Here is a 25,639-nt window from a genome sequence, read left to right as displayed (position 1 = left end):
AAAATTGATTGTTGCACTCCACGTGCAAATAGTTTTAGGGTCGGCAGCATGCACGCACTGCGGACACCGGACGACCGGTTCGCCGATCTGCCGGACTTCGACTTCGAACCCCACTACATCGACGTCGCCGCCGGAGACGGGAGCGCGACCCGGCTGCGACTGCACTACCTCGACGAGGGCCCCCGAGACGGGGACGTCGTCCTGCTGCTACACGGCGAACCGTCCTGGAGCTTCCTGTACCGGACCATGATCCCCGTGCTGGTGAAGGCCGGATTGCGCTGCATCGCACCGGATCTCATCGGCTTCGGCCGTAGCGACAAACCCGCCGATCGCGCCGACTACACCTACGCGCGCCACGTCGAGTGGATGCGCGAGGCCCTGTTCGACCACCTGAACCTGACCGGCATCACGCTGGTCTGTCAGGACTGGGGCGGCCTGATCGGGCTGCGGCTGGTCGCCGAACACCCCGGCCGGTTCGCCCGCGTGGTGGTCGCCAACACCGGATTGCCCACGGGCGACGCGAAACTCACCGACGCCTTCGCCGCCTGGCAGCGGTTCTCCCAGGAGACGCCGGCCTTTCCGGTCGGCGGCATCATCGCGGGCGGCTGCCGCACCACCTTGTCCCCCGAGGTGGTGGCCGCCTACGACGCGCCCTTCCCGGACGAGACCTTCAAGGCGGGTGCGCGAGCGTTCCCGCTCCTGGTCCCCACCCGCCCCGACGATCCGGCCGCACCGGCCAACCGGGCGGCGTGGGAACAGTTGGCGCGGTTCGAGAAACCGGTACTGACCGCCTTCTCCGACGGCGACCCGATCACCGCGGGCGGTCACCGGCCCTTTCAGGAGAAGGTGCCCGGCGCCGCCGGTCAGACCCACACCACCATCACCGACGCCGGTCACTTCCTCCAGGAAGACCGCGGACCCGAACTCGCCGCCGTGGTCAGTGCGTTCATCGCCGCCACCGGCACGACCACAGGAGCGATCGAATGATCAGCAGGAGAGGGTTTTTCGGCACCGGCGCGATGGCCGGCGCCACCGCGGCCGCGGTCGCGGCAGCGGGCCCGGCCGCCGCGGAACCCGACCGCCGGGACAACGATCCGGGCAAACCGAACATCCTGGTCGTCATCGTCGACGAGATGCGGGCCCCGATCTGGTTCCCCGAGCAATCCGTCCTCGACACGATCCTGCCGAATATCGCCGCGCTGCGGAACAAGTCGGTCTCCTTCGAACAGCACTACACCGCCGCCAACGACTGCACCCCCTCCCGGGGCGCCCTGGTGACGGGCCTGTACGCCCACCAGACCGGCTGCCTGTCGACCTCCCAGTCGGAACTGGCGGCGGGCTTCCCCACCTGGGGGTCGATGCTGCGCGAACAGGGCTACCGCACCGCCTGGTGGGGCAAATGGCATCTGGGCCACTACGCCGACACCACCCCGGGCGGCCTGGACCGCTACGGCTTCGACGGCGGCACCTACCCCTCCCCCAACGGCGCGCCCGAACAGGGCCTGCAGATGGACGGCCGCATCGTCGACGAATTCGTCCAGTGGCTCGACAGCGATGCGGCGCAAGGCCCGTGGTGCACGACGGTGTCGCTGGTCAACCCGCACGACATCCAATGGTGGCCGCGCTGGACGCGACGCACCCTGGCCAACAACAACATTCCACGCTGGATCAACGACCTGCCCGGCAATTTCGAAACCCTCGACCAGCTCTCCCGGAAGCCGCGGCTACAGATGGCGCTGGTGGAAGTGTCGGCGGCGACCTTCGGCCTGGCCCCCTACGGCACGCCGGGCGCCGACCAGGAGTGGATCGACCTGCGCAACCTCTACCTGTGGTTCCAGCAGCAGGTGGACATCCAGATCGGCCGCGTCATCGCCGCGGTCGAGTCCCGGCCCGAGGTCGCCGCGAACACGGTCGTGGTCTTCACCTCCGACCACGGTGACTACGCGGGCTCGCACGGCCTGCACGGCAAGGGCGGCGGCGCGTATGACGAGGCCCTGCGGGTACCGCTCTACATCCACGACCCGCGCGGGCTGCTCACCCCGTCCCCCGGCGTGCGCGACCAGCTCACCTCCAGCGTCGACCTGGCGGCCCTGCTGCTGACCATCGGCACCGGCGGCGCCGGCTGGCGCTCCGACGACCGCTACGCGCACCTGGCCGGGCGGCACGACATCGCCGCGGTGGCCCGCGATCCGCGTGCCCCCGGACGACCGTGGATCCTGCACACCACCGACGAGCACTCCATCGAGGAGGCCGCGGTCCGATTCAACGGTGACGCACCGGGACACGTGATCGCGCTGCGCACCGCCGACGCCAAATTCGTCCGCTACTCGCACTGGGCCGCGGGCACGTCACGCATCGACCCGGCGCAGCAGGAGGAGTACGAGCTCTACGACTACTCCACCCCCGACGGCCGGCTCGAACTCGACAACACCGCCGCCATCGGCGGCGCCTTGCGCGACACCATGAGCCGACTTCACGACGAGGCCGTGCGGACCGAACTGCAGCAGCCGCTACCCTCCTACCTGCAGCAGGCCCAGCAGGACGGATGGAACGATTACTTCACCCAGACCGCGAAACCCTTCGGGGAGCAGCTCGCCGACTTCCTCCGGGACGGCATCGGTGCGAAATAGCTCCCGCGGCGGCGTCATCGGCGCCGCCGCCACCGTGTTCGCCGCGGTCGCCGGAACCGCGGCGGCGCTGCCCATCCCGGCCGTGCCCGGCGCACCACCGGTCTTCCTCGGCAATCCGGCCGTCGCGCAACCGATCACCGGTCTGCCGCCGGTTCCGCAGCACCCCTACCTCGCGCCCAACGGCAGCTCCGGCATCCACGACGACGGCTGGATGAGCAACACCACCACCCGCCCCGGACCGCTCGGCCACGATATTCGCGTGGTGTCGGCGGTCATCGGCGGCGAGTGCGGATCGCTCACCTTCGACCGCGCCGGCCGGATCATCACGACCTGCATCGGGCCGTCGCCCGCGCTGTACCTGCTCGACCCGGTCACCCTGAATGTGCTGGGCCGCAGCGCACTTCCCGGCGATCCGGGCGCCTTCCTGCGGCCGGGCGCGTTCGGCAACTTCACCGGCGGCGCGTACTTCTACCTCGACGACCAGGATCGCGCCGTGGTCGCCTCCCGCGACGGCCACATCCGCGTCTTCGCGGTGAACAGCGCCGGTGACGGGTTCACGGTCGTGCACGACCACGATCTGACCGGACTGCTGCGGCCCGGCGAGACCTTCAACTCGGCGCTGCCCGACAGCAATGGGCTGCTGTGGTTCGTCGCCCGCACCGACGGCGTGGTCGGCACCCTGGACCTGAACTCCGGTGCGGCACAGGTCATCCGGCTCGGCGACGGCGCGAACGGTGAGATCGAGAACTCGTTCGCGGTGGGCAACGACGGAGACGTCTACATCGCGACCAACCGCGAACTGCTCCGCTTCGACGCGGGACCCGACGGTGCGCCCGCCATCACCTGGCGCACCACCTACGCCAATAGTGGACAGCGCAAGCCGGGCCAGGTCGACGACGGCACCGGCACCACACCGACCATCCTGTCGGGCGGTTACGTCGCCATCACCGACAACGCCGATCCGATGAACGTCGTCGTCTACCGCACCGCACCCGGCGCGGCACAGCGACAGGTGTGCGCCGTCCCCGTGTTCGGCGCAGGCGCCGGTGACACCGAGAATTCGTTGATCAGCGCGGGCAATTCGCTGGTCGTCGAGAACAACTACGGGTACACCGGTCCCGAGGCCACCCTGCTCGGAAAGACCACCACCCCGGGATTCGCCCGCATCGATATCGACCCCGACGGCGCGGGCTGCCACCAGGTCTGGGCCAACACCACCGAGGCCGCCCCCACGGTCGTCCCCAAGCTCTCGCTGGCGACCGGCCTGATCTACAGCTACACCAAGGGCTCCGAACCCAGCGATCCCTGGTATCTCACCGCGCTGGACTTCCGCACCGGGGCCACGGTCTGGAAGCACCTCGCCGGCACCGGTCCCGGCTTCAACAACAACTACGCCGGAATCAGCATCGGCCCTGATGGCACCGCCTATCTGGGGGTCATCCCGGGGTTGATCGCCCTGCGCGACAACTGAATCGCCACTACGGTGGTTCGGGCACACGCCAGCCCGAACCACCGTGGGAGTCCGCATGCCCGTTCCGACGAGGGGCGCCGCGGCCTCCGTGAATCCCGCCGCACCACCCGGGCGGTCGATACCGGCGCCCATGGTGTGGCTGATCGGAGCGCTGGGCGTCCTGGCCGCCTGCTGGTACCTGCGCCAAGCGCTACTGCCGCCGCGCGCGATGTTCCCGCTGGACGATCTCGATGTCTACCGGGTCGCGGCCGACCGTGTGGTGCACGGGGTTTCGGTCTACGACAGTCCTTTGCGCGGGCACACGCGCGGCGAATGGGAATTCGTCTACACGCCGTTCGCGGCTCTGCTGTTCGTGCCGCTGGTGGTGCTGCACGGTGCGTCGTTCACCGTGGCCGGTGCGCTGGGCAATATGGCACTGCTCGCCGGGTCGGTGTGGGCCGCCTTGTCGCTGCTGGGTTTCCGGCGCGACCGGCGACTCCTGATCGTCATCCCCGCCGCCACCGCGGTGCTGCTGTGGTGTGAGCCGACGCGCCAAACCATCGGCCTCGGCCAGGTCAATCTGCTACTCCTACTGCTGGTCCTGGCCGATATGACCCTGCCCGACTCGTCCCGCTGGAAGGGCGCGCTGACCGGTATCGCCGCCGGAATCAAACTGACGCCCGCCTTCTTCATCCTCTACCTGCTGGTGACCGGCCGCTGCGGCGGCGAGCGCCTGCGCCGCCACCCTGGTGATCGGTCTGGCCGTCATGCCGAAGGACTCCCTCACCTTCTGGAGCGGCGCCTTCGCCGATCCGGCCCGTGTCGGCGTCCCCGGCAACCCCGACAACGAATCACTGCGCGGGCTGCTCGCCCGCTCCCTCGGCTCCGGCGGCCTCGCCCAATTGCTCTGGCCCGCGGCCGCTCTCGCCACCGCCCTGGCCTGTCTCGTCGTGGCCCGCCGCCTGTCGGCGACCGGCCAGGAACTCGCCGCTCTGACCCTGTGCGGCATGACCGCCGCCGCCATCTCCCCCTACACCTGGATTCACCACTGGGTCTGGCTCGCGCCCCTGCTGATCTGCGCGGCCGACCTCACGCTCCTGCGCCACCGTTCGGTTCTGACGGCCTCGGCCCTGATCGCGGTATTCCTCCTCTGCTCGGGCGGCATCTTCCCTTTCCTCGGCCTGCCGTCCGATAGCGTTCTGCGCCTTGCCGATCCGGGCCCGTTCGCCATCGTCGCCCACAACGCCTACATCTGGCTCACCTGGACGATCCTGGTCGCCGCCGCGATCGCGAGCCGCCGACGCGCATCACCGCGTCCGGCCACGAGCTCACCGTTGATCGGAGCTCACTCCCGGTAGCGGGCGACGAAGCGGCGCAGGATCTGCTGGGGCACGGTGATGTGCTCGCGGTGGCCGAGTTCGGTGAGGTAGTCGGCCTCGGCGGGATCGAAATAGCCGTCGTGGCGATAGATTTCGATGCGCAGGGCCAGGCCTCGGCCGTCGAGCTCGGGGTGGAACTGGGTGGCGTAGACGTGTTCGCCGACGCGGACCGCTTGGACCGGGCAGCCGGAGGAGCGGGCCAGCAGCGTCGCGCCGGGTGGGACGTCCTGACAGGACTCCTTGTGGCCGACGAAGGCGCGGAAGGCGTCCGGGAGGCCGTGGAGCAGCGGGTCGGCGGCGGCGTCGCCGGTCAGTTCTATGGTGGTCGCTCCCGGCGGTTCGGAGAAGCGCTCGGTACCCACGGTCCCGCCCAGGGCCTCGGCCAGCACGCCCAGGCCGTAGCAGGCGCCCAGGTAGGGGAAGTCCCGGCGGACCACCTCGATGAGCAGCTTCCTCAGTTCGGGTTCGAAGACGCGCTGGTAGTCGTACTTGCGGTCCTCGGGGTAGCTGATATTGCTGGGCCCGCCGCCGACGATGACGGCCCAATAGTCGTCGAGGTCGAGATCGGGCATGCCGCGATTCATCTCGACCCGTGTCACCTCCTCCGGCGCGAGACCACCCGCGTCGAGGATCGCTTCATACTCCTGGTCGGAGGCCGCTTGCTCGGGCCGCAGCTGCAACAGCAGACAAGGCTTCGCCATCACCACATTGTCGATGAGCTCTGGTACAGTCGGCGTACCTCATCAGATATTTCCCAAAAAACAAAGTACGTGTAACCGCCGGTTACACGTACTTTGTTTTTTTGCCCTGCCTGCACGGTCGTCTCCCCGCGATCAGCGATCGCGATGAGCGACCAGCTGAGCCAATGCGCTCAGATCATCCGACACCAGATCATCGGGCAACGCAGCGAAGGCCGCTTCCAACGCCGTCGACGCCCGCCGCAGCGTGCGCTGCTTGCCGCCCGCCCGCTCGACCAGTTCCGCGGCGCGCGCCGCGCGTGCCGCGGTCAACGGGTGCCGGGTGCGGTAGAGCCGAGCCAGCTCGTGACCCGCGGCCGTGCCCGATTCCAGTGCGCACACCACCGGGAACGACTGCTTGCGATGGATGAGATCGCTGTGCGCGGGCTTCCCGGTGACCTCCGGGTCACCCCAGATGTCGATGTAGTCGTCGACCAGCTGGAACACCAGGCCCAGTTCCGCGCCGAAGGTGTGCATCGCCGACACCACGCGCTCGTCGGCCCCGGCGCACAGTGCGCCCAGCGCGCAGGCGCAGCCGAGCAACGCGCCGGTCTTGCCCGCGGCCATGCCCAGGTACTCGTCGACGGTGACGGCGGCCCGGGTCTCGAACTCGCAGTCCGCGTACTGCCCGTGGCACAGGTCGACCGTGGCCCGGGTCAACCGGATGACCGCCTCGGCGGTGACCGTCTCCGGCACGCCGTCGCACAACGCGCCGAGCGCCACCGCCTGCAGCGCGTCGCCGAGCAGGGTCGCGGTGGTCTCACCCCACACCCGCCACACCGTGGGACGGCCGTGGCGGAAGGCGTCGCAGTCCATCACGTCGTCGTGTACCAGCGAGAAGTTGTGCAGCAGTTCGACCGCCGCCGCCGCGTGCACCGACATGCCCGGATCCCCGCCGCACGCGGTCGCGGCCGCGAAGGTGAGCGCCGGGCGCAGCGCCTTGCCCTGCACGCCGGTAACGGCCGCTCCCTCGGGATCGCACCAGCCGAAGTGGTACCCGGCCATCAGGTCCAGCGGCTCGGTCAGGCCACTGACCGCGGTCCGCAACACCGGGTCTATGGCCGCTCTGGCCTCGCTCAATTGTCTACGGGCTCTTCGCTCCGCGGTCGAGTCGAGGGGGCGCGTTATGGATTCGGCTGCCCGCGCACGGGATTCGTCGTGCCCGGTGTGAGCGGCCACGGCGGGGCGGGACAGGCCCCACCGCCGCTTGCCCTCCCCCTGCGCTCCCACGGTGAAACGGATCGGTTTCGACGCTCGCATAATCGGCCCCGCTCTCTCGGACACGGATACCGCAGCCACCCGGTGGCAGCTGGGTAGCAATGCTCAGAAGAACCCCATAGTCCCATCGGAAACTGAAACCCGGGGGTTGCCTGCGAATTTCAGTTCGGCAACGGTGCGTTGTCGGGCGTGGTCAGGTCAGTGGCAGCCCGTGTTCGAGCGCCTCGGCGGGCGCGCTCGTGTAGCGGGCGGCCTGATAGTGGTAGTCGTGGTTGGCGCGCACGTAGACGGTGTAATTCGCGGCGGTGGCGAGGGCGTCGGCGCGTTCGCGGCCGGTGATGCCGGCGTCGTCGAGTTCGGTGGGCAGACGCTCGACCGCGTCGGTCATGCGCGCCACGCACTCGGATAGCATGCCGTTCACCAGTTGCCGGGCTCGAGCTCGATCGTGGCCGTGGTGATACTGCGCCAGCAACACCGAGTTGTACAGGTAGCCGGACGCCTCGTCGGAAGCGACCGACAGCACGTCGTTGAACAGGCCCATGTGCTCGACGGCCGCGGCGCGCAGACTGCGCATGGCGGGCAGGTGCCGGGTCGCCGGGCTCAGGTCGACGCCGTCGGCGCGCTCGCTGATGTCGAGGAACACGAACAGCGCCACGCCGTCTCGCCGATGCGCGCGGTAGTCCTCGAGGTCGGGCAGATTGCCGGAGAGCCGTCCCACGCTCTCGGCGTAATAGGTCCACAGCCAGTCCCGGATCTCGCCGCGCACACTCTCGCGCCATGCCGGGGAGCGACCCTGGCACAAGCGTTTCCACAGGTCGGCGAACGCGATCGCGAGCACGCCGGACGGCTTGGCGATACCGTCCAGTACGGCTTCGATGGCGAGGATCGCCGCCAAACACCGCTGCGGCTCGGGGATTTCGATATCGAACTGGTCGTCCACGATGAAGGCCCACGCGGTGTACTGGCTCAGCAGGGTGAGCTCCTCGGCGTTCGCGCGCGGGCACCACAGCGCGTACATACGGGCCGGTCGGGTCCGTTCCATGCGCCGCCGAGTGGGCTCGGTCGGCACCAGCGAGTAGGCTTCCAGCCAGGCCCACATTCCCGCTTCCGCCTGCGGCTCCGCGGGATTGAGCCCCGCCGGTTCGAACGGCATGAAGACTTCGAGAGCTTCCATACGAAACTGCCTACCCCCCAACTATTTACTGAGTAGATCGTAACGATAACGGCATTTCGGACGTTTGCACTCGCATCTGGAATCCCAGTCAGTAGGAATCTGCGGGCCACCCGACCCGGCGTGGCCCTCGCGCGGTCCGTTTCCGCTAGTCGGGGGTGGCGTCGCGGACCCCGGTGATCCGCCGCAGCGCCTCCACGAGTTCGCTTCCGCTGGGCGCCCAAGTGCCATCGGTCCGCTCCGCCAACTGAGCCCGGGTCTCCGGATGCGAGAGCACGTCGAAGGTCGCGGCCCAGAGCCTGTATGGCGATCAGGGTGTAGCGTTCCGCCTGCTGTGGGGTCCAGGTGGTTCTGTCCGTGGAACCGCAAGTGATGCTGGTCCAGAGCGGGGGTGTGTCGAGGGCGGTGCCGTTCACGGTGAAGGTGACCAGTGTCGTGGTGCCTGACGCCCTCCGGCGAGTTGTAGTCGAGAATCAATCGTGACGGTCATCGAGGCGGATTGGGTGCCCTGCGATCGGCTGTCACCGATTCGCGAATGGAGTCCCAGTGGGAGGCGAAGCGCGGTCAGACCTCGCGCCGAGACGAGACAGGTCTCGGTCCCGCGTCCAGGGTGGTGACATCCGTCGCGGGCACGCCGGTCACCAGAACCTTCCCGATGACGCTGATCGTGACCGGCGTGGACAGGTCTAATACCGCGGCTCGGACACCGCACTGCTGTGCCGTCGCCTGACAGGCGAGCACGTCGGGACCGCCTCCCACTGTGAGGATGACGGATTCCGTTGCGGCTGTCGCCATTCCCGTGGCGGCCTGCAGTGCCGCCGAAGCCCCCTCCTCTTGGGGATCGCCCGCCATCAATCGGACTTGCCCCCAACATCTTTCGGAAATGGCAAGATCAACGCCGACCCTGGGCGTACGGTGGCCCACCGTCCCTGAAGAGTTATCGGCCATACCCGGAGGCAGCATGTTGTCCCTGCAGGAGATTTCGGATCGCATGGAAATAGAGGACCTCATGGTCCGCTATTCCCACGCCGTGGACACCCACCAGTGGGAAATGCTGGACGAGATCTTCACCCCGGACGCCCACATCGATTACACCGCCATGGGCGGTCCGGCCGGCGACGTGGAATCCACCAAGAAATTCCTCGCTACGGTCATGCCCAACTTCTCGGCGTTCCAACACATGATCAGCAATTCCTCCATCCGGGTCCAGGGTGACAACGCCACCGCGCGGACCATGTGTCACAACCCGATGATGGTCGGAGCCGCCGATGGCGAACGGCGGCTCATGCTGTGCGGCCTCTGGTACCACGACACCTTCGTGCGGGTCGACGGCGAGTGGCGGATCAAGCAGCGCGTCGAGGAGAAGAGCTACATGTTCGTCGCCTCGGACGCGGTGCCGCCCACCAGCTGATCGAACAGGTCGCGATAGCCGCGCAACGCCGTTCGCAGTACCTCGGTGTCGGCGGCTTCGCCGCGCGCCCACTCGCTTTCGAGCTGCTCACGGCGGCGCGAGCACTGATCGGTGAGCTGCTCGAGCGCATCGCCCACGAGCGCGTCCGCGCGGGTCACGGCGTCCTTGGGATCGTCGACGAACCCAGCCTGGATATCGCGCCACTGATCGCGCAGCCGCCCGGGGTCGCCGTCGCCGTGGGAACGGCCGTCGCCGTGGGGGTCTTCGCGCTCGGCGGACTCGGTGGCCGGGATGTCCTCGCGCGGGTGTGGATTCATGATCATCTCGATGCCTCACTGCTGGTGGTGGGAGGTGCTGTGGTGATCGCCATGATCGACGCCGACCAGTTCGGCGAACACCTCGCGGTAGTCGACGATGGCCACGCGCATGTCCTCGGTGGACGCCTCACCGTGTCCGGCGCGCGCGGCGATCTCGTGGGCGGCGCGGAACCGGCCCAGCGGGCGTGAGTGTTCCACCGACAGGTCCGCCACTTGTTGGTCATAGTTCTCGTTCGGGTAGCCGCGGTCGGTCATCGCCTTCGTCACGAGGCGGTCGGCGGCGTCGAGTGCCCCGCCGGGGTCGTCGATGAACTGTTCCTGGATGTGGGTCCAGGCCGCGTCATAGCGCTGCTTCTCCTCGGGCGACAGATCCCGCAGATCCAGTTCTTCGTGGCGTTTTTCGCGGTCTGTCAGCTCCTGTTCGGCGTCCTTGCGGTTCGACGCCGCTTCCACGGTCCGGTCGTATTCGGGTCCGAACCGACGCCGCAGCCTGCGGCTGCGTCTGCGCGGCCCGAGCACCGCCGCGATCACCAACACCACGATCACCGCCGCGGCGACTATCACTGCGATCCATACTCCGCTCGACATTTGATCCTCCTGGTCGAGTCCGTGTCCCTGTTGGCGTAATGCCTCGAAATCGGCACTTCAAACCCGGTGGGTCGCCACCGGCGAAGGCCGCGAAGCGACGCCGGACGATTTACTCCGCGGACTGCGGCGAATGCGGCCCGCACGGTGCGACCGCGCGCCATCATGGGATATCGCTCGGTCCGGAGGCACCGCGAGGAGTTTGCGCCATGACACAGCTGCCCGCCGCGTCGCGTCAGCGTGCGGAGTTGGAGAAGGCCTGGGAGCGGTGGACCACGTCCACCCCCGGCTGTCCGCCCGGCGCCCAGGTGGCGTTGCGCGGCGAGGTGGCCGCGTCGTGGGAGCGGTCGCTGCGCACGGTGGATCCGACCCGGGCCGTGGCCCCGGGAACCGACCGCGACGAATTGGGTTCGCGTTGGGCCGAATCGCCGCTGCGCACCCCGGTCACCGAGATGGCGGGCGAGCTGCGGGCGCTGACCGAGGACTCGGGCATGATCGCGGTGGTCACCGACGAGGCCGGGACCGTGCTCTTCAGTTGCGGCGACCGCTCGGTGCGGCGGCGGGCCGAATCGGTGAATCTCGCCCCCGGCGGCTGCTGGGACGAGCCCTACATGGGGACCAGCGGCATCGCGCTGTCCCTGCACAGCGGCCGCCCCTCCCAGGTGTGGGCCGCCGAGCATCTGGTCGAGGCGTTGCACGGCTGGGTCTGCTACTGTGCGCCGATCCGCGCCGCCGACGGCCGCCAATTGGGCGTGCTCGATCTATCGACGTACTGGGACCGCTCACATCCGCTGATCCTCACCACCGTCCGAGCCCTGGTGACCGCCATCGAATCCCGAGTGCACGCCGAACAGCAACACCCCGCTGCCACACCCCGCCTCGAAGCGCTGGGTGTCCCCCGGTTGTACCAGCAGGGCAGCCAGGTGCCGATGCGGCCGCGGCAGCTCGAGATCCTGACCCTGCTGGCGCTCGAGCCCGAGGGCTTCACCCCGGAACGCTTGCACGAGGCCGTCTATGGCGGCCGGTCGGTGTCGTCGAGCACGCTCAAATCCGATGTCTCCCGTCTGCGCGCCGCCACCGACGGCCGCATCGCCGACCGCCGGTACATGCTCACCGAACCCCTCGCCTGCGACGCCGTCGAACTGCTGGCCGCGCTCGAGGCGGGCGACCTGACCACGGCCGTGCGGCTGTATCGCGGTCCGCTGCTGCCGGATTCGGATGTCCCGGGCATCGTGCAGTGGCGCGAGCACCTCGACGTCTGCCTGCGCACGGCCGTACTGGCCGACCACAATCCCGAGCACGCCCTGCGTTTCGGCCAGCGCTGCCCCGACGATATAGAGATTCACGAGCACGCCCTGCGCCTGCTCCCCCACGGCGACAGCCGCCGCGCGCTGGCGGCCGCGCGTCTGCACACCGCGCTGCGCTAGCGGCACAGCATCGCGTGCAAGGTCGCGCAGCGTCCCAGCATCCGAATTGCCCGTTACCACAGCCGATTTCGCAGATCCTGACTCGGCAACCTTTCGCCGACCCCGCGCCAACCTCCCGCCAACCTTCGCGGTTCATAGTGGCCCCCGTCACCGCAGATAATGCGATCAGGAGCCGCGCCATGATCTACGCCAAGCCCGGCACAGAGGGCAGCATCATCAGCTTCAACCGCCGCTACGACAACTTCATCGGCGGCGAGTGGAAAGCGCCGATCGAGGGCCGATACTTCGAGAATCCCTCCCCGATCGACGGCGAGACCTTTTGTGAGGTGGCGCGTTCCAGCGCGGCGGACATCGACATGGCACTGGAGGTCGCGCATCGGGCGGCCGAAACCTGGGGTGCCACCTCGGTGACGGATCGTGCCAACATCCTCAACAAGATCGCCGACCGGATCGAGGCGAACCTGGAGCGCCTCGCCGTCGCCGAAACCTGGGAGAACGGCAAGCCGGTCCGCGAAACCCTCGCCGCCGACCTGCCTTTGACGGTCGACCACTTCCGCTACTTCGCCGGCGCGGTCCGTGCGCAGGAGGGCCACCTCTCCCAGATCGACGCCGACACCGTCGCCTATCACTTCCAGGAACCCCTCGGCGTGGTCGGGCAGATCATTCCGTGGAACTTCCCGATCCTGATGGCCGCCTGGAAGCTGGCGCCCGCGCTGGCCGCCGGCAACTGTGTCGTCATCAAGCCCGCCGAGCAGACGCCCGCCTCGCTGCTGCTGGTGATCGAGCTCATCGCGGACCTGCTGCCGCCGGGAGTCGTCAACGTGGTCAACGGTTTCGGCGTGGAGGCGGGCAAGCCACTGGCGTCGAGCCCGCGTGTGGCCAAGATCGCCTTCACCGGCGAGACCACCACCGGGCGGCTGATCATGCAGTACGCCAGCGAGAACATCATCCCGGTGACCCTCGAGTTGGGCGGCAAGAGCCCCAATATCTTCTTCCCCGACGTGCTTTCAGCCGATGACGACTTCCTGGACAAGGCCGTCGAGGGTTTCGTGATGTTCGCGCTGAACCAGGGCGAAGTGTGTACCTGCCCGTCCCGGGCGCTCATCCATTCGTCGATCTACGACGAGTTCATGGCGCGCTGCGTCGAGCGGACGAAGGCCATCAAGGGCGGCAACCCGCTCGACGACGCGACCATGATCGGCGCGCAGGCCAGTAACGACCAGTACGAAAAGATCCTCTCCTACATCGACATCGGCCGTCAGGAGGGCGCGAAAGTGCTCACCGGCGGCGAGATGCGGAAGGTGGAGGGTTTCCCCAAGGGGTACTACATCGAGCCGACGATCTTCGAGGGCCGCAATGACATGCGGATATTCCAGGAGGAGATCTTCGGACCGGTGGTAGCGGTGGCCCGCTTCGACAACGAGGTCGAAGCGGTAACCATCGCCAATGACACGCTCTACGGCCTCGGCGCCGGCGTGTGGAGCCGCGACGGCGGCATCGCCTACCGGGTGGGCCGGGCGCTGAAAGCCGGTCGGGTGTGGACGAACTGCTATCACGCCTATCCCGCGCACGCGGCGTTCGGCGGCTACAAGAAGTCCGGCATCGGCCGCGAGAATCATCGCATGATGCTCGACCATTACCAGCAGACGAAAAACCTGCTCGTGTCGTACTCGCCGAAGAAACTCGGATTCTTCTGAACCGGGGGGCGATATGACGGCGGGTCCGGTATCCCGGGTGACCATCACCGAGGCCGCGGCGGCGGTGCTGCAACGGCTCATCGACCACAACGGCCCGGTGATGTTCCACCAGTCGGGCGGCTGCTGCGATGGCAGTTCCCCGATGTGCTATCCCCTGGGCGAGTTCCGGGTGGGCGCAGCCGATGTACTGCTCGGCCGCGTCTTCCCGGACACATCGTTCTGGATGAGCGCCGACCAATTCGAATATTGGCGCCACACCCACCTCACCGTCGACGTGGTCCCCGGCCGCGGCGGCGGCTTCTCCCTCGAGGCGCCCGAGGGTGTCCGATTCGTCATCCGGTCACGCCTGTTCACCGATGCCGAGACAGCGGTGCTGGAAGCGGCTCCTGCCCCGCTCCGCGGCAACGAACTGGCCGGATGAAGGAGGGTGGCGCGGCCGGTTTCTCCGGGTCGGCCGCGCCACCGAACAAGTCTGTTGCGACTCCGCGCTGACCGGCTCAGCGGCCGGGCAGGAAGCGGAGGCTGCGGGCGATGGTCATCAGGAAGGGCTGCCACTTGTCCTGGGGGACGAAGGGCGGGGCGTCCAGGTTGAGGAAGCGGGTGACCACGATGGACTGGGGTTCGGTGAACTTGAGCAGTCCGTCGGGGCCGTGGCGGCGGCCGACGCCGGAGATGCCCATGCCGCCCATGGGAGCGCCCGTGGTGCCCCAGGCGGGGGCGTAGCCCTCGTCGACATTGACTGTGCCCGCGCGCAATTGCCCGGCGATGTGCTCGCCCTCGGTCTTGCTGCCCGCCCAGACGCTGGCATTGAGGCCGTACTCGGTGTCGTTCGCGCGGGTGATGGCCTCGTCGACCGAGTCCACCGGGTAGATGGAGACGAGGGGGCCGAAGGTCTCGTTGCGACCGCACTCCATCGCGTCGGTGACTTCGGACAGCACCGTCGGCTCGAAGAACAGCGGGCCCAGGTCGGGGCGGGGGTTGCCGCCCGCGAGCACCTTCGCGCCCTTGGAGACCGCGTCGGCGACGTGCTTGGTGACCGTCTCCAGCTGCGATTCGGAGATCAGGCTGCCGATGTCCTTCGAGAAGCCGTACGCCGCACCGAGTTTCGCGGCCTTCACGGCGGCGGTGAACTTACGGGTGAACTGCTCGGCGACCGCGCGCTCGACGTAGATGCGCTCGATGGAGATGCACAGCTGGCCCGCGTTGGAGAAGCAGGCGCGCACCGCGGCCTTGGCGGCCTTGTCCAGGTCGGCGCCCCGCGTGATGATCATCGGGTTCTTGCCGCCCAGTTCGGCGGAGAAGCCGATGAGGCGGCGTCCGCACTGCTCGGCCAGGGTGCGGCCGGTGGCGGAGGAGCCGGTGAACATCAGATAGTCGCAGTCGTCGACGATGGCCGTGCCGACCACCGTGCCGGGACCGGTGACCACGGCGAACAGATCCGCGGGCAGCCCGGCCCGGGCGAACAGCTCGGCATTGGCCAGCGCCGAGTACGGGGTCTGGCTGTCGGGCTTGACCACCACCGCGTTTCCGGCCAGCAGCGCCGGAATCGAGTCGCCGACCGCGAGCAGCATCGGGTAGTTCCACGGCGCGATCACCCCGACCACGCCCTTGGGTACCGGGCGCACGGAGGCCCGGTTCAGGACCGGGAACGCGCCGGGCACGCTCTGGGCCGCCAGTAGTTTCGGCGCGACCCGGGAGAAGTAGCGAGCCGCGAGGAACAGGCCCATCACCTCCTCCTGTGCCGCCCAGCGCGCCTTGCCGGTCTCGGCCTGGATGACGTCCATCAGGTATTCGCGGTTCTCGATCACCAGCGCGCGGTAGCGGTCCAGCACCTCGGCCCGCTGCTTGGGCGTGCGCGCGGCCCAGTCCGCCTGGGCGGCACGGGCTTTGGCGATGGCGGTGGCGACATCGGCGGCGGTGCCGACCGGCACCTCGCCCAGCGTGCCACCGGTGAACACCTCGGTGATCGCTCTGGTCGCGTGGTCCTGCGTGGTATCCACGGCCGCGAACGAACGCAGCCGTTCGAACACCGCGGCAGCCGGCACCGGCATCATCGCCTCCTACTTGCGAGTAACTTTGGGATACACACAATCTACCCCCTGACCTCGGCGCGGGGCCCGGACTGGGAAATCTGATGATTGCCACAAATTTGCCAATTCGCCCAGCGATCCGAGAGTAATGTTCTCGACGGGGTGCCCTTTTCGAAGGAGTGCCCACAATGACCAAGTTCGTTCAGACGATCGAGTTCACGACCACTCACATCGATGAGTTCAACGAGAAACTCGACGCGTGGCTCACCGCGACGGCGGGCAAGCGCACGGCCGTCCGCGGTCTCGAGGCCAAGGATCGCGATCACCCGAACACCTATATGCAGATGGTCGAGTTCCCCTCCTACGAAGAGGCGATGAAGAACTCCGACCTGCCCGAGACCGCCCGCTTCGCCGAGGAGATCGCCGCACTGTGCGACGGCCCGGCGGTCTTCCACAACCTGGATCTGCTGCGCGAGGACAATATGGCCGACGGCCAGGGTCGCGGTGTGGTCGTGCGCAGCCTCGACACTCCGGACGAAACCCGCCCCTTCGAGGCGGGAACGGGTCGGATGGACCTGATCGAGACGCCGTTCGGCGCGCTCGGCCGCGCGGTCTTCGAACCGGGCTGGCGCTGGTCCACCCACGTCAAGCCGATCGCCGGCACCGACACCTGCCAGGCCATGCACGTCGGCTACTGCATCTCGGGCCGGCTGCGGATCCGGATGGACGACGGGGCGGAATCCGAGATCGGCCCAGGCGACTACCTGTTCTGTCCGGCCGGTCACGACGCCTGGGTCCTCGGCGACGAGCCGTGCGTGATGCTCGATTGGGCCGGTGCGGCCCAGTACGCGAAACGCACCTGACGACAAGCGCATCGGCGACCGCCCGGCCACGGGCGATGCGGCACTCCGTCTCGGACGGGGTGCCGCATTCATTTTGTCCATATTGCCGGAATTCCAGCATTTTGCTGCGAATTGTGTAACCGATCGAGATCGGCGAGCGAAGAAACAGCCAGTACTACCCCGGGCAGGAAATCTCCCGCCTGTGAAGGCAGCGTCGACGGGTCGGGCCCTGATCCCGCGCACGTACGAGGGGTGCGTGCGCGGGATCGCCGAAAGGCTTGCGGCTCAACCTTATTCGTTCACCAGCACCGGAATCGACAGCACCGCCGCCGAGACCGGAGCATCGGCCGGAGCCGACACGATGGTGAACGGAATGCCGTTCACGCTGGGTACGTGCGGCCCGCCGCCGGTGGGTTCCTCGTCGGCGTGCTGGAACATCCCTGTACCGACCAGTCGGCCATTCGCGTCGTAGAACGCCGCACTCACCTCCAGCGCCAGCACATCGCTGACATCGGAGGTGATCGCCAGAGTGCCGCGCACGGAAGACCCGTCGAGACGGGTGCCGCTGAGCCGCACCCGATCAGTGAACGGCCCGGCCGCCAGCCGCACCTCCCCCGCCGGGATCGCGAGCGTCGCGGCCGGGGGCTCGGTCGTGCGCGGGGCGGCCACCGGAGCGGCCGCGGGCGCCGGGTTCGCGGGCTGTGGCGCGGAGGAACATCCCGCGCCCAGGCCCGCCACCGCCAGCAGACCCGCGATCACCGCTCCGGCTCGCCGCGTCACGGCAGCAGCGCCTTGTGCATCTTGGTGTACAGCGAGGTGTTGTCCTGGCTGGTCGCGAACACCTGCGCACCCGGGCCGTAGGCGTAGATCTGCACGTCGGCGCCGGTGTGGTTGCCCGAGAGGTAGGTCAGCCACAGGCTCGCCTCGGGCGTGCCGTCCTTCACCTCGGCCGGGTCGTCGGGCGTGCGGAAGGTGGCGGGGGCGAAGTTGCGCGGATCCTGTTGTCCCGCACCGTTGACCAGGCCCGGCGAGCGGACCGGGTCCTTCACGTTGTCCTTGCCGTCACGGCCGGGCTTGCTGTTGTTGGCCGGGTTGGTGGCGTCCACGTTCGTCGGCGGCGCGACGGCCTCGGCGTTGGTGAAGGTGTTCTTCTCGATGATGTTGAAGCCCGCGCACTCGTGGTCGGCGGTCACGATCACCATGGTGTGGCCGTCCTTCTTGGCGAAGTCCATGGCCGCGGCGACCGCGTCGTCGAACGCCTTGACCTCGTCGAGGGTCTGGGCGGCGTCGTTGGCGTGCGAGCGCTTGTCGATGAGCGCGCCCTCGATCTGGAGCAGGAAGCCCTTGCCCTTGCGCGCCGACAGCAGGTCGATCGCCTTGGTGGTCATGTCCTTCAGCGTCGGCTCCTGCTTCTGCGGAGCCGAATCCGGCAGCGCGTTGCGGGCATTGGTGACGGTCATGTTCCCGCGATTGAACAGGCCGATCACCTTCTGCGCGGTCACCGACTTCAGGTCGGCGGCGGTGGCCACCTTCTGACTCTCGGCGGTCTGCGCCTTCAGCGCGGGATCACCCATGGAGCCGAGCACCTCATAGCCGTTGTCCAGCATGGCCTTCTGGTCATCGGGCTCGAAGCGGGCCAGGCCGCCACCGAAGATGACGTCGGCGGTGTTGTTGCGCGCGATCTGCTCGGCGATCGGGGTGACCAGTGTCTTGTCCGCCGGCTGCGCCTCGTAGCTGCCGTCGGCCTTCTTGGGCAGGCAGGTCGAGTCGCTGAAGGTGGGGCCCTGGCAGCCGCGCAGCAGCGCGTGGCTGAACATGCCCGCCGGGGTGGCGTCGGTGATCTCGGCGGTGCTGACATTGCCGGTCGCGAAGCCCGCGGCCTTGGCCTGCTCCATGAGCGTCGGCACCGACTTGCCGTAGGCGTCCACGCCGATGGCGGCGTTGTAGGTCTTCACACCCGACGACCACGCGGTGGCCGCGGACGCGGAGTCGGTCACCAGCGACGGCTTGGCGCTGTTCGGCTCCACCGCGTAGGTCGCGACCGCGCCCACGTACGGCAGCTTCTCGAGCTGCAACTGCCCGCCCGCGCCCTCGAACCGCTGGCGTGCGGCGGTGACATGGGTCCGCCCCATACCGTCACCGAGCAGGTAGATGATGTTGTGGACCTCGTTGTCGCCCTTGCTGTCCGACCCGCATCCGGCCACCAGCGTCGCGGCCGACATCGCGGCGGTCGCTGTCGCGATCGCGACCGACCACACGCGTTTCCTGTGCTGCACTTCGTCTCCTCCGTCGTCGCGTCCCCGAGGTCCGGCGGCGCGGCTCATGTCCCGGGCGCGGCTGAACGTAGTGCTGCAGGTTAGCCCGTTTCCGACTCGCAGTAATCTCCCAGTTGGCGCGCAGGTTAACGGATGCCCCACGACCAGGGCCTACGGGACGCGCCGGAGCGCTGTCAAACACCATCCCGCACAAAAGGACTCGCGCCGACCGCGCATCTGACGCCCGGCTACGTTGCGGCGATGCGTTTTCCGAAGCTCGGCGTCCGGACCCGGGTCCTGGCCATCGCGCTGGTCCCGAGCCTGGCGCTGGCGGTCAGTGGTAACAGTGCGGCCGGTGTCCTGGTGGACCGCGCATCCCGTGCTCGAACCTGGGCGGGTGAGATGCAGGCCGGGATCGCGCCCACCCGTGAGTTGATCGAGGCGGTGCAGGCCGAGCGTCAGCTGACCTTGTGGCGGCTGGCCGGGGTGGATGTCGAGGTGCGGCAGTTGACGACCGCGCGGCAGCGGCTGGATACGGCGGTGCGGCTGCTCGCGCCCGCGCAGTCGGAGTTGTCGCGGATCGGGCCCGATTCCATGGGGCAGGCCACCACGGCGATGGGGGAAACGAGTAAGCAGCTGGCGGGGATTCGGTCCGGGATCGACGCGGGCACCGTTCCCGCGGCGGAGGCCTACGCCTTCTACAACCGCATTCCGCAGTCGGTGATGGCGGGCGTGGAGGTCGCCCAGCGCTCCGCGCCGGACTCGGCCACCGCTGTGGAGCTGGCCCAGGCGGCGGACGTGTTGCACTGCCTGGAGGCGATGAGCCGCGCCAACGCGCTGGCGGTGTCGCTGCTCGACGGCAACCACCTCTCCCCCGAGCTCGGGGCCGAGTATCTCAGCCTGGTCGGCTATTACCGCACCGCGGTCGCCGCCATCGTGGCCGCGCCCGACGAACAGCAGGCCGCCGCCGCGCGCGCCCTGGTGTGGAGCGCCGCCTGGCTGCACCTGGGTCAGGTGGAACCGGTGCTGGCCCGGCGCACGCTGGCCGTGCCGGAGGGGTCGGCCAAACGGTCCGCGCCGCAACCGCTTCCGGTCCCTGTCGACCAGTGGCAGCGCAGCGCCGCGGAGGTGGCTCACGGGCTGGCCGAGCTCTGGCAGGCCGAGAACGAGGAGGCCCAGCGGCTGGCGGTAGCCGCGGCCTCCGACACCACCCGCAAATCCGTGTGGGCCGGGGCGGGCATGGTCGGGCTGGGCGCGATCTCGATCCTGGTCGCGTTGGCGCTGGCCAACCAGATCATCCGCCGGCTGCGGCGACTGCGGGACCGCACCCTCGCCCTCGCCGACGACGAACTGCCCGAGACCATGCGACGCCTCGCCGCGGGCGAGCACCTCGAGATCGACGCCGCCGCACCGGTCCTCGACCGCGGGCACGACGAGATCGGGCAGGTGGCACGGGCGTTCGGGCACGCGCACGCCGCGGCCGTCGGCGCCGCGTTCACCGAGGCCCGCACCCGCGAGGGCGTGAAGTCGGTGTTCCTCAATATCGCGCACCGCAGCCAGGTCGTGGTGCACCGTCAGCTGGAGATTCTCGACGCCGCGCAGGCGCGACAGGAGGATCCGGCGCTGCTGGACATCTACTTCCGCCTCGACCACCTGGCCACCCGGGAACGCCGCAATGCCGAGAACCTGATCATCCTGGCCGGTGGCCGCCCCGGCAGACAGTGGCGCAACCCGGTCCCCCTGCTCGAACTGGTGCGTTCCTCCGCCGGCGAGACCGCCGACTATCAGCGGGTCCGGATCGGCCGTCTGCCAGCCGGTTTCCTGGTCGGCGCAGCGGTCGCCGATGTGGTGCACCTGCTGGCCGAACTGGTCGACAACGCCGCCTCCTTCTCCCCGCCGCAGTCCTGGGTGGAGATCACCGGCACGGTGGTGGCTCGTGGCGTGGTCGTGGAGATCAGCGATCAGGGCATGGGGATGCCCGCCGAGGATCTGGACCGCCGCAACGAGCTGCTGAGCGCCGCACCGGACTTCGCGGTCACCCGGCTGTCCGAGGACTCGCGACTGGGTCTGTTCGTGGTGTCGCGGCTGGCCGCCCGGCACGGCATTTCGGTGCGTTTGTCCGATTCCGATCATGGCGGCGTGCGCGCGATCGTGTTGTTGCCCACGGTCCTGATCGAGCGCGAACCGCCGGACGTCATGCCCGATTCGTCCCATGCCGTCGATTCGCGGCGACACGCCTGAGCGGTGCGAATCGTGCTGTGCCGCCACCTATTAGGGTAGCTATCAGATTGCTGTTTGACGGCTTCGAATGCGATGCACCATCATGTATGACCCAGTCTGTCAAACGCACTCCCGCCCAACGGGATCGATGCGGCATTTGTGACCTACGCCCCGTTACCTTTGCCCGATGTTCAGAGCAAGGCTCGGGGTCCGCACCCGCGTGCTTGCCATCGCACTCGTCCCGAGCTTGGCGCTGCTCGCGATCGGCGTGGGTGGCGCGGGGTACCTGGTGGTCGAGAGCAAGCAGGCGCGGGAATGGGCGGACGCGTTGTCCGCCGCCGGAGCGCCCACCGGAGAATTGATCGCCGCGGTCGAGCAGGAGCGCCAGCTCTCGCTGGCGCAGATGGCCGGTGGCGACGACGCCAACCCGAAGGCCCTCGCGCAGGCGCGAACCCGGCTCGACAACGCGTTGCTGGGGATGGCGCCGGTATCGGCCTCCATGCGCGAATCCGGTCCGGAATCGGTCACCGGCGACGTCGGCGGGTTCCTGACCCTCACCCGCCAGCTCGCCGGACTGCGCACCGGAATCGACACCAACGGCGTATCGGTGTCGGACACCTATTACTTCTACGGCAAGGTGCTCGAGTTCATCTGGATCGGCACCCGCATCGTCGCCGACCGCGCGCCCAATGCCGCGGTCGCCATGGAGATGATCAACGGCCTGCAGATCGTGCAGTCGGCCGAAATGCTCTCCCGTGAAGCCGCGGTGGCCGAGGTGCTGTTGTCAGGCGGTGCGCTCCCGCCCGAGCTGGCCATCGAATTCTCCCGTGTGGCAGGCACCTACCGCGTCAACCTCGGCGTGCTCGCCGGTGGTGACGGCGGCGCCGGCAATGCCGACATGCAGGCCCTGATGAACGACCCGGACTGGACGAAGGTCGTCATGATGGAGAACGTCCTGCTCTCGCGGGCGCTCGACCCCATGACGCTGCCTCCGGTCAAGCCCGGTACTCCCCCGGTGGTCGCGCCGCTGACCTTCACCCCGCAGGAATGGCGGGACACGGTGTCGCGCCTCAACGCTCAGGTCCTCAAGCTGTGGGACAAGAACAGCAAGCACAACGAGCGCGCCGCGGCCGACGTGGCCGACACCGACGCCCGTAACTCCGCCCTCGTCGGTGGCGCGATGGTGGCGGTGTCGGCGCTGGCCTTCCTGGTCTCGCTCATCCTCGCCAACCGGATCATCCGCCGCCTCAAGGGCTTGCGCGACGAGACGCTGGTGCTCGCCGACGAGCGGCTGCCCGAGATCATGGCCAAGCTGCGCGACGGCCGCCCGCTGGACCCGGCCGACGAGAAGGCGATCCTGGACTTCGGCCACGACGAGATCGGCCAGGTGGCCAAGGCGTTCACCCACGCCCACGCCTCCGCCGTGTCGGCCGCCATCACCGAGGCCCGCACCCGTGAGGGCGTCAAGGCGATGTTCCTCAATATCGCCCACCGCAGCCAGGTCATCGTGCACCGCCAGCTGGAGATCCTCGACGCCGCGGAGTCGCAGCAGGAGGATCCGGCGCTGCTGGACATCTACTTCCGCCTCGACCACCTCGCCACCCGCGAACGCCGCAACGCCGAGAACCTGATCATTCTCGCGGGCGGTCAGCCCGGCCGGCAGTGGCGAAACCCGGTGCAGCTGCTCGAGATCGTGCGCTCCAGCGTCGGCGAGACCGCCGACTACACCCGCGTCAAGATCGCCCGCCTGCCGGAGGTGTCGATCGTCGGCAGCGCCGTGGCCGACCTCGTGCACCTGCTCGCCGAGCTCGTCGACAACGCCGCCCACTTCTCGCCGCCGCAGTCGCAGGTCGAGGTGCGCGGCAACGTGGTCGGCAAGGGTGTCGCCATCGAGATCATCGACCAGGGCATGGGTATGCCCGAGGAAGAGCTCGCGCGGATCAACGAGGTGCTGCGCGAGGCCCCGGATTTCGGTGTCGCCATGCTGCCCGACGACTTCCGCCTCGGCCGCTTCGTGGTCGCCCAGCTGGCCTCGCGCCACGGAATCACGGTGCGGCTCACCGAATCCGACTACGGCGGCGTGCGCGCTATCGTGCTCGTGCCCACCGTTCTGACCGTGCAGGCCTCCGGCCGCACCGGTGAGATCCCGGTGGCGCCGCGTCAGCTCGAGACGGGCGGGCTGTCCGCCGCCTCGGCCGCGGTGGCCGCGCTGCCGCAGCTGCCTGCCGCCCCGGCGGTCCCGCCGTCGATGACCTCGAGCTATGACCTGCCGCTGCTGAACTACGATGCGCCGCTGACGACTCCGCCCGAGCCGCCGGTCACCCCGGCCGAGCCCGAGCCGGAGCCCTTCGGTCCGTCGACGGGTTCGTTCGCCCCGCAGACCGGCTCCTTCGCCCCGCCCACGACGTCCTTCGCGCCGCCCACCAGCACCTTGGGCCCGACGACCGACTCGGCCGTGCCGCCGGTCATGTCCTTCGGGGCGGCGACGCCGTTCGACCCGCCCACCTCGCCGCCGCGGCCCGAACCGCCGCAGCAGCCGCGACTGGACCTGCAGAACGGCGCGGTCCCGCCGTCCGAAAACGGCTTCCGTGCTCGCGAACACGATCGGTCCCATTACACTGGCTCCGACACCCGGCCCGCGCTTCCGCGACGGCACCGGCAGGCAAGTCTCGCACCGGAATTGGCGAAGGAGCAGTCGACCCCCGAGTCGGCGGTCCAGGCCACCCGCACGGCCGAGCAGGCCCGAGACCTTTTCTCCGCCATCGAAAACGGAACCAGGCAGGGCCGCCAGGCCGATCCCGGTTCGTTCGGGCCTGAGTCCCAGGCCTTTTTCGAAGGCACCCAGCAGGAACGACAGGAAGGCGACGGTGACCACCTCAAACGCTGGTGATCTCAACTGGCTACTCGATGATCTGGTCGACCGGCTAGCGGGCGTCCGTCACGCGGTGGTGCACTCCACCGACGGACTGCTGCTGGGCCGCTCATCCGCCATGAGCCGTGAGGACGCGGAGCACTTCGGTGCCATGTCCTCCACCCTCTACGGGCTGGCGCGCAGCGCGGGTGGCCGCTTCGACGGCGGCGGCGTCCGCCAGGCGGTCATCGAACTCGAGCGCGCGGTGCTGTTCGTGACCGCCGCCGGCAGCCACGCCTGCCTCGCACTGCAGGCCACCGAACAGGCCAACCTCGGCATGGTCGCCTACGAGATGAACCTGACCGTGCAGCGGGTCGGCAACTACCTGTCCACCACGCCGCGCCACAACCTGGCCGGACAAGGCAACCCGCGGCTGTCATGAGCGCGGGGCCGGGGGAACAGTGGTTCGATGACGCGGCTGGTCCGCTCGTGCGCCCCTACGCACGGACCGGTGGCCGAACCATGGGTGCGGGGCACGATCTGGACATGCTGACAGTGGTGGTGGTGCCGAACGCCGCCCCACCGCTGCGGCGTGCCGAGCCGGAATACACGGAAATCGTGCGGTTGTGCCGGCTTCCGCTGACGGTGGCCGAGGTCTCGGCCGCCCTGCGGTTGCCCTTGGCGGTAACGAAGATCCTGGTGGGGGACCTGATTTCCGACAACATCCTCAAGTTCCGGGCCCCGGCCTCCCCCGAAGCCGCGCCCGGTGACCTCAACATTCTGCGAGCGGTACTCGATGGCATCCGAAAACTTTGATTCCGCCGCGCCCATGGCCGCCTCGGTGAAGATTCTCATCGCGGGCGGTTTCGGCGTGGGCAAGACAACCATGGTCGGGGCGATCAGTGAGATCACTCCGCTGCGTACCGAAGAACTCATCACCGAGTTGTCCGCCGGCGTAGACGATCTGCGTGGGGTGGAAGGCAAGACCACCACCACGGTCGCGCTGGACTTCGGCCGCATCACCATCGACCAGAACCTGGTCCTCTACCTGTTCGGCACCCCCGGACAGGATCGCTTCTGGTTCCTGTGGGACGAGCTGGCCCGCGGCGCCCTGGGCGCGGTCGTGCTGGCCGATACCCGCCGGCTCGAGGGGTCGTTCGCGGCGATCGACTTCTTCGAGCGTCGCGGCGTCGCCTTCACGGTGGCCGTGAACTGCTTCGAGGGCGCACCGCTCTACACCCCGGCCGAGGTGCGCGACGCACTCGACCTGGACGAGCGAATCCCGGTGCTGCTCTGCGACGCTCGTGATCGCGGCTCGGCCAAGAACGTGCTGATGACGCTCGTCGAGTACCTCATCGAGCGGGCCGCCACCGCCGGGGTGCGCTGAGCGGTTCTTCGGCGAAGACGATTCGAGCCCGT

At 68.7% G+C, this 25,639-nt stretch carries 21 protein-coding genes and 1 pseudogene; 14 read left to right on the top strand and 8 right to left on the bottom strand.

Annotation, left to right across the window (positions count from 1 at the left end):
• Positions 1–48 precede the first annotated feature (48 nt).
• The 4 genes and pseudogenes from ACFYTS_RS11340 (at position 49) to ACFYTS_RS11325 (ending at position 5,438) form a co-directional block, all read left to right on the top strand.
• Entirely contained in the window at positions 49–987 is a 939-nt protein-coding gene (locus ACFYTS_RS11340; RefSeq protein WP_387303096.1) for a haloalkane dehalogenase, read from the top strand.
• Entirely contained in the window at positions 984–2,630 is a 1,647-nt protein-coding gene (locus ACFYTS_RS11335; protein WP_387303093.1) for a sulfatase-like hydrolase/transferase, read from the top strand. Before ACFYTS_RS11340 ends, ACFYTS_RS11335 begins: the two co-directional genes overlap by 4 nt.
• On the top strand, positions 2,620–4,101 hold the full coding sequence (locus ACFYTS_RS11330) for a hypothetical protein (RefSeq protein ID WP_357276375.1): 1,482 nt from the start codon (positions 2,620–2,622) through the stop codon (positions 4,099–4,101). The genes ACFYTS_RS11335 and ACFYTS_RS11330 overlap by 11 nt, the downstream gene beginning before the upstream one ends.
• 55 nt (positions 4,102–4,156) lie before the next feature.
• A pseudogene (locus ACFYTS_RS11325) lies at positions 4,157–5,438 on the top strand (glycosyltransferase 87 family protein).
• Here the strand turns inward: ACFYTS_RS11325 and ACFYTS_RS11320 are convergent.
• From ACFYTS_RS11320 to ACFYTS_RS11310, 3 genes are all read right to left on the bottom strand, one after another.
• The gene (locus tag ACFYTS_RS11320; protein WP_357276380.1) at positions 5,426–6,160 is read right to left on the bottom strand and encodes a glutamine amidotransferase; all 735 of its coding nucleotides are present in this window, start codon (positions 6,158–6,160) and stop codon (positions 5,426–5,428) included. The pseudogene ACFYTS_RS11325 and the gene ACFYTS_RS11320 overlap by 13 nt on opposite strands.
• 132 nt (positions 6,161–6,292) lie before the next feature.
• Entirely contained in the window at positions 6,293–7,276 is a 984-nt protein-coding gene (locus ACFYTS_RS11315) for a polyprenyl synthetase family protein (protein WP_387303090.1), read from the bottom strand.
• 331 nt (positions 7,277–7,607) lie between these two features.
• On the bottom strand, positions 7,608–8,588 hold the full coding sequence (locus ACFYTS_RS11310) for a terpene synthase family protein (protein WP_357276384.1): 981 nt from the start codon (positions 8,586–8,588) through the stop codon (positions 7,608–7,610).
• Positions 8,589–9,546: 958 nt separating this feature from the next.
• On the opposite strand from ACFYTS_RS11310, the gene ACFYTS_RS11305 reads away from it, so the two are divergent.
• Positions 9,547–9,996: a nuclear transport factor 2 family protein gene (locus tag ACFYTS_RS11305; protein ID WP_357276389.1), complete on the top strand. Its 450-nt coding sequence runs from the start codon at positions 9,547–9,549 to the stop codon at positions 9,994–9,996.
• Here the strand turns inward: ACFYTS_RS11305 and ACFYTS_RS11300 are convergent.
• Together ACFYTS_RS11300 and ACFYTS_RS11295 are read right to left on the bottom strand one after the other, a co-directional pair.
• On the bottom strand, positions 9,954–10,319 hold the full coding sequence (locus tag ACFYTS_RS11300) for a hypothetical protein (protein ID WP_387303088.1): 366 nt from the start codon (positions 10,317–10,319) through the stop codon (positions 9,954–9,956). The two genes, ACFYTS_RS11305 and ACFYTS_RS11300, sit on opposite strands and share 43 nt — an antisense overlap.
• A gap of 9 nt (positions 10,320–10,328) precedes the next feature.
• On the bottom strand, positions 10,329–10,901 hold the full coding sequence (locus tag ACFYTS_RS11295; protein WP_387303086.1) for a hypothetical protein: 573 nt from the start codon (positions 10,899–10,901) through the stop codon (positions 10,329–10,331).
• Positions 10,902–11,107: 206 nt separating this feature from the next.
• Between ACFYTS_RS11295 and ACFYTS_RS11290 the strand changes: the two genes are divergently transcribed.
• The 3 genes from ACFYTS_RS11290 (at position 11,108) to ACFYTS_RS11280 (ending at position 14,443) form a co-directional block, all read left to right on the top strand.
• Positions 11,108–12,325 carry a transcriptional regulator gene (locus ACFYTS_RS11290; protein WP_357276396.1) on the top strand — a complete coding sequence of 406 codons (1,218 nt, stop codon included), beginning with the start codon at positions 11,108–11,110 and terminating at the stop codon, positions 12,323–12,325.
• A 179-nt stretch (positions 12,326–12,504) separates the two neighbouring features.
• Positions 12,505–14,022 (top strand): aldehyde dehydrogenase family protein, encoded by a 1,518-nt coding sequence (locus tag ACFYTS_RS11285; RefSeq protein WP_387303084.1) that lies wholly within the window; start codon positions 12,505–12,507, stop codon positions 14,020–14,022.
• A 13-nt stretch (positions 14,023–14,035) separates the two neighbouring features.
• Positions 14,036–14,443: a DUF779 domain-containing protein gene (locus ACFYTS_RS11280; RefSeq protein WP_357276401.1), complete on the top strand. Its 408-nt coding sequence runs from the start codon at positions 14,036–14,038 to the stop codon at positions 14,441–14,443.
• A gap of 76 nt (positions 14,444–14,519) precedes the next feature.
• Here the strand turns inward: ACFYTS_RS11280 and ACFYTS_RS11275 are convergent, their stop codons facing one another.
• The gene (locus ACFYTS_RS11275; protein ID WP_387303082.1) at positions 14,520–16,073 is read right to left on the bottom strand and encodes a succinic semialdehyde dehydrogenase; all 1,554 of its coding nucleotides are present in this window, start codon (positions 16,071–16,073) and stop codon (positions 14,520–14,522) included.
• Between the two features lie 167 nt (positions 16,074–16,240).
• Between ACFYTS_RS11275 and ACFYTS_RS11270 the strand changes: the two genes are divergently transcribed.
• Positions 16,241–16,915, top strand: coding sequence for a cupin domain-containing protein (locus ACFYTS_RS11270; protein WP_357276406.1), 675 nt, complete (start codon positions 16,241–16,243; stop codon positions 16,913–16,915).
• Positions 16,916–17,185: 270 nt separating this feature from the next.
• Here ACFYTS_RS11270 and ACFYTS_RS11265 read toward each other — a convergent pair whose 3' ends face one another.
• Together ACFYTS_RS11265 and ACFYTS_RS11260 are read right to left on the bottom strand one after the other, a co-directional pair.
• A complete protein-coding gene (locus ACFYTS_RS11265) occupies positions 17,186–17,674 on the bottom strand; it encodes a hypothetical protein (protein WP_387303080.1) in 489 nt (162 codons plus the stop codon).
• On the bottom strand, positions 17,671–19,170 hold the full coding sequence (locus tag ACFYTS_RS11260) for an alkaline phosphatase (RefSeq protein WP_357276410.1): 1,500 nt from the start codon (positions 19,168–19,170) through the stop codon (positions 17,671–17,673). The genes ACFYTS_RS11265 and ACFYTS_RS11260 overlap by 4 nt, the downstream gene beginning before the upstream one ends.
• Positions 19,171–19,410: 240 nt before the next feature.
• Between ACFYTS_RS11260 and ACFYTS_RS11255 the strand changes: the two genes are divergently transcribed.
• The 5 genes from ACFYTS_RS11255 (at position 19,411) to ACFYTS_RS11235 (ending at position 25,607) form a co-directional block, all read left to right on the top strand.
• Positions 19,411–21,390, top strand: a complete 1,980-nt coding sequence (locus ACFYTS_RS11255; RefSeq protein WP_357276413.1) for a nitrate- and nitrite sensing domain-containing protein — start codon at positions 19,411–19,413, stop codon at positions 21,388–21,390.
• A 166-nt stretch (positions 21,391–21,556) separates the two neighbouring features.
• Positions 21,557–24,259 (top strand): nitrate- and nitrite sensing domain-containing protein, encoded by a 2,703-nt coding sequence (locus ACFYTS_RS11250; protein ID WP_357276415.1) that lies wholly within the window; start codon positions 21,557–21,559, stop codon positions 24,257–24,259.
• Positions 24,237–24,662 (top strand): roadblock/LC7 domain-containing protein, encoded by a 426-nt coding sequence (locus ACFYTS_RS11245; protein ID WP_040857697.1) that lies wholly within the window; start codon positions 24,237–24,239, stop codon positions 24,660–24,662. Before ACFYTS_RS11250 ends, ACFYTS_RS11245 begins: the two co-directional genes overlap by 23 nt.
• A complete protein-coding gene (locus ACFYTS_RS11240) occupies positions 24,659–25,036 on the top strand; it encodes a DUF742 domain-containing protein (protein WP_357081734.1) in 378 nt (125 codons plus the stop codon). Before ACFYTS_RS11245 ends, ACFYTS_RS11240 begins: the two co-directional genes overlap by 4 nt.
• On the top strand, positions 25,017–25,607 hold the full coding sequence (locus ACFYTS_RS11235) for an ATP/GTP-binding protein (RefSeq protein ID WP_357081736.1): 591 nt from the start codon (positions 25,017–25,019) through the stop codon (positions 25,605–25,607). The genes ACFYTS_RS11240 and ACFYTS_RS11235 overlap by 20 nt, the downstream gene beginning before the upstream one ends.
• The last annotated feature ends 32 nt before the right edge of the window (positions 25,608–25,639 follow it).

It is taken from the genome of Nocardia sp. NPDC004151 (assembly GCF_042874235.1).
In the GTDB taxonomy this organism is placed as follows: Bacteria; Actinomycetota; Actinomycetes; order Mycobacteriales; family Mycobacteriaceae; genus Nocardia.
Note: the sequence above shows the minus strand (reverse complement) of the source record. Positions and strands in the feature narration are given on the sequence as shown.